The sequence below is a fragment of the Delftia sp. ZNC0008 genome (genome assembly GCF_000799035.1).
Taxonomy (GTDB): Bacteria; Pseudomonadota; Gammaproteobacteria; order Burkholderiales; family Burkholderiaceae_C; genus Comamonas; species Comamonas tsuruhatensis.
The window spans coordinates 1-6470 of record NZ_JTKZ01000211.1; the positions used below are offsets into that span (position 1 = coordinate 1).

A 6470-nucleotide genomic window follows, 5' to 3' on the forward strand; every position below is an offset into this window, starting at 1 on the left:
GTGGCCTATGGCGGCATTCAGGCCGTCAAGGGTGTGGACTTCGAGGTGCGCCAGGGCGAGCTGGTCGCATTCCCGTCGAGTTCCGCCACGGCGTGGCCAGCGGCGACCCGTTGAGTGACCGCGTCATCCTCTGGACCCGCGTGACGCCGCCGCAGGGCCATTCCAGCGACATCGAGGTGGAGTGGGAAGTGGCATCGGACGCCGACTTCAAGACCCTCGTGACTTCGGGCAAGGCCATGGCGCGCGCCACCCAGGATTTCACCTTCAAGGCCGATGCCACGGGCCTCAGGCCCGCCACGCGCTACCACTACCGCTTTCGCTGCCAGGGCATGACCAGCGCCACGGGCCGCACGCGAACCCTGCCCGTGGGCGCCGTGCAGCAGGTCAAGCTGGCCGTGTTTTCCTGCGCCAACTACCCGGCCGGCTACTTCAATGTCTACGCGCATGCGGCACGCCAGGGCGACCTGGACGCCACCGTGCATCTGGGCGACTACATCTACGAATATGCGCGCGGCGGCTATGCCAACGGCAAGGCCGAAGCCATGCAGCGCCAGAGCCTGCCGGCCAACGAAATCGTCAGCCTGGCCGACTACCGCCAGCGCCATGCCCAGTACAAGAGCGATGCCGACCTGCAGGCCCTGCATGCGGCAGCGCCCATGATTGCGGTTTGGGACGACCACGAAGTCTCCAATGACACCTGGATGCACGGCGCCGAGAACCACCAGCCGGCCACCGAAGGCGACTTCGAGCTGCGCAAGGTGGCCGCGCTCAAGGCCTATCACGAGTGGATGCCCACGCGCAACGCACAGCCCGAGATCATCTACCGCAGCTTCGCCTTCGGCGACCTGCTGGCGCTGCACATGCTGGACACGCGCGTCATCGGCCGTGACGAACAGCTGGACTACGCCGACTATTTCACGGCACAGGGGCTGGACGCGGCGCGCTTTTCCTCCGACATGGCCAATCCCGCACGCCAGCTCATGGGCGCCACGCAGACCCAGTGGCTTGGCCAGCAGATGGCGGCCTCGCAGGCCACCTGGCAGGTGCTGGGCCAGCAGGTGCTGATGGGGCGCATGGAGCTGCCGGCGCCCTTGCTGATGGACATCCTCAGCCCCGGCAGCGGTGTCTCGCTGCCGGCCTACGCGGCGCTGCTGGCCAAGGCCCAGGCCAACCCGGCCAGCCTGACGGCGGCGGAAAAGGCCATCCTGGCCCAGCCCAGCATTCCCTACAACCTCGATGCTTGGGACGGCTACGCCGTGGCTCGCGAGACCGTGCTGGCCACGGCGCGCAGCCTGGGCAAGAACCTGGTCGTGCTGGCCGGTGACACCCACAACGCCTGGGCCAGCGAGCTGCGCGACCGCAGCGGGCAGGGCGTGGGCGTGGAGTTCGCCACCTCGTCCGTCAGCTCGCCCGGCTTCGAGGACTACCTGCCCGGCCAGGATCCGGCCCAGTTGCGTGGCGCGCTGCTGCAGTTCATCAACACGCTCAAGTACTGCGATACCTCCCGCCGCGGCTACATGATCGTCACGGCAACCCCCCAGGCCTGCCAGGCCGAATGGATCTATGTGGATACGGTGTTCAGCCGCCAGTACCAGACCGTGCGGGACGCGGCCTGGAAGGTGCTGCCCGGCCAGCCGGGCAAGCTGGTGCAGGCCTGAGGGCGGACCGGGGTGCGGGCCTGCGCGGTCTGGGCGGGGGCCCTCGGTAGTTTCCGCCATGGCAGCGCGGCCATGGCTGCGCTAACTTGGGGCTCGCTGATCCAGGAGGTCCAGGCATGCAGGCATCCCCCGCTCCCGAGAAAGCTTCCGACCACCCGGCTGGCGCGCTGCAGGTGCAACCGCTGCGCATGGCCGATCCCTGGCGCTGGCTGGCGCTGGGCTGGCGCGATCTGCGGCGGGCGCCGGGCGTTGCGCTGTTCTATGGCCTGTGCTTCTGGGCCATGGCCCTGCTCATCGGCTGGGTGTTCCGTGCCAGCCCTGAATACAGCATGGCCATGGCCAGCGGCTGTCTGCTCATCGGCCCCTTCCTGGCCATGGGCCTGTACGACACCAGCCGCAGGCTGGAGCGGGGATTGCCGCCGGAGCTTGGCAGCTCGCTGACCTGCTGGGACACGCAAATGGGCAGCATGGGCATGCTGGTCATGGTTTTGCTGGTGCTGGAAATGCTCTGGGCGCGCGCCTCCATGGTGGTGTTTGCCGTGTTCTTCGATACCGGCATGCCCACCACGGCCGGCATGCTGCAGGCCGTGGCACGGCCGGAGAATTGGGAGTTCCTGGCGATCTACGTGCTGGTCGGCGGCGCCTTCGCGGCCCTGGTGTTCGCCAGCATGGTGGTGGCGCTGCCGGCCATGCTGGACCGGGGCAGCGATGCGCTGACGGCCTGCATCACCAGCATGCGCGTGGTCGGCCTCAACCTGGCCGTCATGCTGCAATGGGCCGCGATCATCACCGTGCTGGTGGCTGCTGCGCTGTGGTGGCACGGCGTGGGCCTGCTGCTGGTGGGGCCTTTGCTGGGCTGCGCCAGTTGGCATGCTTACCGCTGCAGCGTGGGTGAATCTGCCGACCCTGCGTCCCCCCTATCCTGAGGTTTTACGGCCGGGCCCCGTCTTGCGGCTACAGTGGGGCTTGCAACAACAGAGGAGTCCACCTGTGGCGACACCCAACTACGCCTATGAAAAACGCCAGCGCGAACTGGCCAAGAAGCAGAAGAAGCTTGAAAAGGAGAAGGCCAAGGCCGAAAGAAAACCCGACGACCATGAGGGCGGCGGTATGGCGGGTGAAGACCAGGCATCCCCCGCAGCGGCGCATTCCGGCGAGGAAGGCCGCAGCAGCTGACAGCCTGGCTGCCCTGTGCTCAGGGCAGCAGTTTGCTGAGCTGTGGCCAGACGTTGTCCAGCATGCGCGGCTGGGCCTTGGCCGTGGGGTGGATGCGGTCAGCCTGGAACCACTGGGCCGAGTCGGCCGCATCGCCTATACCGGCCAGCAGGAAGGGCACGAGCGGTACCTTCTGCTCTTGCGCCACCTTGGAGAACAACTGCTCGAACTGGCGCGTATAGCCGCTGCCGTAGTTGGGAGGCACCTGCATGCCCACCAGCAGCACCTTGGCCCCTGCATCACGGGCCGCGCGTACCATGGCGTCCAGATTGCCCTGCGTGCTTTGCAGCGGCAAGCCGCGCAGCGCATCGTTGCCTCCCAATTCGATCACCACCACCGACGGCTTGTGCTGCTTGAGCAGGGCCGGCAGGCGCGAGCGGCCGCCCGAGGTGGTCTCGCCGCTCACGCTGGCGTTGACCAGTGGCACATTTTTCTGGCTCTCCTGCAGGCGCTTTTGCAGCAGCGCCACCCAGCCCGTTCCGCGGGCCAGACCGTACTCGGCACTCAGCGAATCGCCCAGCACCAGCAACGGGCCGGCGTCTGCAGCCCGGGCGGGCATGGCCGTCCAAGTACCCAGCAGACCGAAGGCCAAGCCGGCCGAGATAAAGTGGCGGCGTCGGCGCATTGCGCGCAGCTTGTCTTGCATCGTCTTCCCATCCTCCATGTCACAAAGCACTGCCCAGCCCCTGATCGAAGTCGAGCATGTCTTCAAGTCGGTCAGCGATTCGACCGGAACACTGGATATTCTGAGGGATATCGATCTGCGCTTCGCGGCAAGGGAAACCGTGGCCATTGTCGGTGCCTCGGGCTCGGGCAAGAGCACGCTGCTGTCCATACTCGCAGGCCTGGATACGCCCACGCGCGGCACGGTGCGGCTGCAGGGCCAGGACATGTTTGCGCTGGACGAGGATGCGCGCGCTGCCGTGCGTGCGCAGAAGCTGGGCTTTGTCTTCCAGAGCTTCCAGCTGCTGGGCAATCTGACGGCGCTGGAGAACGTGATGCTGCCGCTGGAGCTGGCCGGCAGCCGCGACGCCCGCCGCCGCGCCACCGAAATGCTGGAGCGCGTGGGGCTGGGCCAGCGCCTGGGCCACTATCCCAAGCTGCTGTCGGGCGGCGAGCAGCAGCGCGTGGCGCTGGCCCGCGCCTTCGTGGTCGAGCCCGCCGTGCTGCTGGCCGACGAGCCCACGGGCAGCCTGGACTTTGCGACCGGCGAAACCATCATGGAGCTGATGTTCGCGCTCAACCGTGAGCGCGGCACCACGTTGGTCATGGTCACGCATGACCGAGCCATCGCCGCGCGCTGCGAGCGGCGCGTGACCATCGAGGCCGGCCGCGTCGCCAGCATCGAAGAGGGGCAGGCGCTGGCGGCCTGATCGGCCGCCGGGTCAAGCGGCTGCAACCAGTGGCAGGACCTCAGGCGGCGACAGCTTCGCGCCGCCCGGCCGCCTCGCAGGCCGCGGCCGTGAAGATCACGTCCGTGGAGGAGTTGAGTGCGGTTTCGGCCGAGTCCTGGATCACGCCGATCACAAAGCCCACGCCCACCACCTGCATGGCCAGATCGTTGGAGATGCCGAACAGGCTGCAGGCCAGCGGAATCAGCAGCAGCGAGCCACCGGCCACGCCCGAGGCGCCGCAGGCGCACACCGCGGACACCACGCACAGCAAGATGGCGGTCAGCAGATCGACCTGGATGCCCAGGGTATGGGCCGCAGCCAGCGAGAGCACGCTGATGGTGACGGCGGCGCCGGCCATGTTGATGGTGGCGCCCAGCGGGATGGAGACGCTGTAGGTGTCCTCATCCAGGCCCAGGCGCTTGGCCAGCGCCAGGTTCACCGGGATGTTGGCGGCCGAGCTGCGCGTGAAGAAGGCCGTGACCGCGCTCTCGCGCAGGCAGGTCAGCACCAGGGGATAGGGATTGCGGCGCGTCTGCGTCCAGACGATGAACGGATTGACCACCAGGGCCACGAAGAGCATGCAGCCCAGCAGCACGGCCAGCAGGTGGGCATAGTCCAGCAGCTTTTCCAGGCCCGACTGGGCAAAGGTGCCCGCCACCAGGCCGAAGATGCCCAGCGGCGCCAGGCGGATCACGCCCTGGATCACGCGGGTGATGGCCTGGCCCAGGTCATGCATCACGGCGCGCGTGGTCTCAGAGGCGTGGCGCAGGGCCAGGCCCATGGCCACTGCCCAGGCAAGGATGCCGATGTAGTTGGCATTCATCAGCGCGCGTACCGGGTTGTCGAAGGCGCTTTGCACCAGGGCCATCAGCACTTCACCAATGCGCCCAGGCGCGCCCTGGGCGGGGGCGGCGTCCTTGAACTGGATGGTGGACGGGAAGGCCATGCTGGCCACCACGGCCACCACGGCCGCGGCAAAGGTGCCCAGCACATACAGCCACAGGATGGGCCGTATCTGCGTGGCGTGGCCGGGCCGGTGGTTGCTGGTGGCCGAGACCACCAGCAGCAGCACCAGGACAGGTGCAACGGCCTTGAGGGCGGAGATGAACAGCGTCCCCAGCAGGGATACGGACTGGGCGGCCTCGGGCCAGAGCCAGGCCAACAGGCCGCCGGCGACCAGACTGATGGCGATCTGGCCCACCAGGCTGGTGCGGGCAAGCCAGGCAAGAAAGGCTTTGAGCATGATGGTTGAGAAAGAAATGGAAAAACAGGGCGATGAAAAATGCAAAGCGGCATGCCCGTGGCTTCGGTGCATGCCGCAATGAGAGGGGCCCGCTGGAAAGCGGCCAACCCGCGCAGTGTAGCGGCTACGTAAAAACCACAGGAGCCGTTGCGTGCAGACGGGCTTCGTCCGGCGGGTGCCGGGGCTGCGCCCAATTGGCGGGATAATCGCGCCCCATGTCGTCCCCCAAAGTTCTCTTCGGCTTCCACGCCGTCGGCGTGCGCATGAAGACCGCGCCCCAATCCATCATCGAGGTCTACTACGAGGCCACGCGCCGTGATGCGCGCATGCGCCAGTTCCTCGACCGCGCCAAGTCGGCCGGCGTCCGGCTGATCGAGGCCGACGGTGAACGCCTGGCCAAGCTCGCCGGCAGCCACGGCCACCAGGGCGTGGCCGCGCGCGTGGAGGCGGTGGCACAGGTGCATTCGCTGGATGAACTGCTGGAGCAGCTGGAGGCCGATGGCGTCAGCAACCCGCTGCTGCTGGTGCTGGACGGCGTGACCGATCCGCACAACCTCGGCGCCTGCCTGCGTGTGGCCGATGGCGCAGGCGCCCATGCGGTGATTGCCCCCAAGGACCATGCGGTGGGCGTGAACGCCACCGTGGCCAAGGTGGCCAGCGGCGCGGCCGAGACCGTGCCCTATTTCATGGTCACCAATCTGGCGCGCACGCTCAACGAGCTCAAGGAGCGCGACATCTGGATCATCGGCACCAGCGACGATGCGCCCAAGACCCTGTACGAGGTGGACCTCAAGGGCCCCACGGCCCTGGTGCTGGGCGCAGAAGGCGACGGCATGCGCCAGCTCACGCGCAAGACCTGCGACGAGCTGATCGGCATTCCCATGATGGGTGCCGTCTCCAGCCTCAATGTGTCCGTGGCCAGCGGCGTGTGCCTGTACGAGGCGCTGCGCCAGCGCGGCC

7 protein-coding genes and 1 pseudogene are annotated in these 6470 nt (G+C 67.6%); 6 read left to right on the forward strand and 2 right to left on the reverse strand.

Going from position 1 to position 6470, the window contains the following annotated elements; genetic code table 11:
- From L995_RS34875 to L995_RS07185, 4 genes and pseudogenes are all read left to right on the forward strand, one after another.
- A pseudogene (locus L995_RS34875) lies at positions 1-84 on the forward strand (ABC transporter ATP-binding protein); the annotation flags it as partial.
- Positions 69-1658, forward strand: a complete 1590-nt coding sequence (locus L995_RS07175) for an alkaline phosphatase D family protein (RefSeq protein WP_231574379.1) — start codon at positions 69-71, stop codon at positions 1656-1658. The pseudogene L995_RS34875 and the gene L995_RS07175, both read left to right, overlap by 16 nt.
- 116 nt (positions 1659-1774) lie before the next feature.
- Positions 1775-2584 (forward strand): DUF2189 domain-containing protein, encoded by an 810-nt coding sequence (locus L995_RS07180; protein ID WP_047470570.1) that lies wholly within the window; start codon positions 1775-1777, stop codon positions 2582-2584.
- 64 nt (positions 2585-2648) lie between these two features.
- Positions 2649-2834, forward strand: a complete 186-nt coding sequence (locus L995_RS07185) for a hypothetical protein (RefSeq protein ID WP_016447155.1) — start codon at positions 2649-2651, stop codon at positions 2832-2834.
- 19 nt (positions 2835-2853) lie between these two features.
- Here the strand turns inward: L995_RS07185 and L995_RS07190 are convergent, their stop codons facing one another.
- A complete protein-coding gene (locus L995_RS07190; protein WP_016447154.1) occupies positions 2854-3519 on the reverse strand; it encodes an arylesterase in 666 nt (221 codons plus the stop codon).
- A 16-nt stretch (positions 3520-3535) separates the two neighbouring features.
- On the opposite strand from L995_RS07190, the gene L995_RS07195 reads away from it, so the two are divergent.
- Complete coding sequence (locus L995_RS07195) at positions 3536-4246, forward strand: ABC transporter ATP-binding protein (RefSeq protein ID WP_017403911.1); 711 nt, start codon at positions 3536-3538, stop codon at positions 4244-4246.
- Between the two features lie 40 nt (positions 4247-4286).
- Here the strand turns inward: L995_RS07195 and sstT are convergent, their stop codons facing one another.
- Positions 4287-5510, reverse strand: a complete 1224-nt coding sequence (gene sstT, locus L995_RS07200; protein WP_016447152.1) for a serine/threonine transporter SstT — start codon at positions 5508-5510, stop codon at positions 4287-4289.
- 215 nt (positions 5511-5725) lie between these two features.
- Here sstT and rlmB point away from each other — a divergent pair.
- The coding region (rlmB, locus tag L995_RS07205; RefSeq protein WP_082001508.1) for a 23S rRNA (guanosine(2251)-2'-O)-methyltransferase RlmB at positions 5726-6470 on the forward strand (745 nt) is incomplete at its 3' end.

What these genes read in the sequence shown, in the direction of transcription:
- L995_RS07195 (WP_017403911.1), top strand. Translation starts at nt 3,536, where the DNA reads ATGTCACAAAGCACTGCCCAGCCCCTGATCGAAGTCGAGCATGTCTTC.
- L995_RS07180 (WP_047470570.1), top strand. Translation starts at nt 1,775, where the DNA reads ATGCAGGCATCCCCCGCTCCCGAGAAAGCTTCCGACCACCCGGCTGGC.
- L995_RS07190 (WP_016447154.1), bottom strand. Translation starts at nt 3,519, where the DNA reads ATGCAAGACAAGCTGCGCGCAATGCGCCGACGCCGCCACTTTATCTCG.
- sstT (WP_016447152.1), bottom strand. Translation starts at nt 5,510, where the DNA reads ATGCTCAAAGCCTTTCTTGCCTGGCTTGCCCGCACCAGCCTGGTGGGC.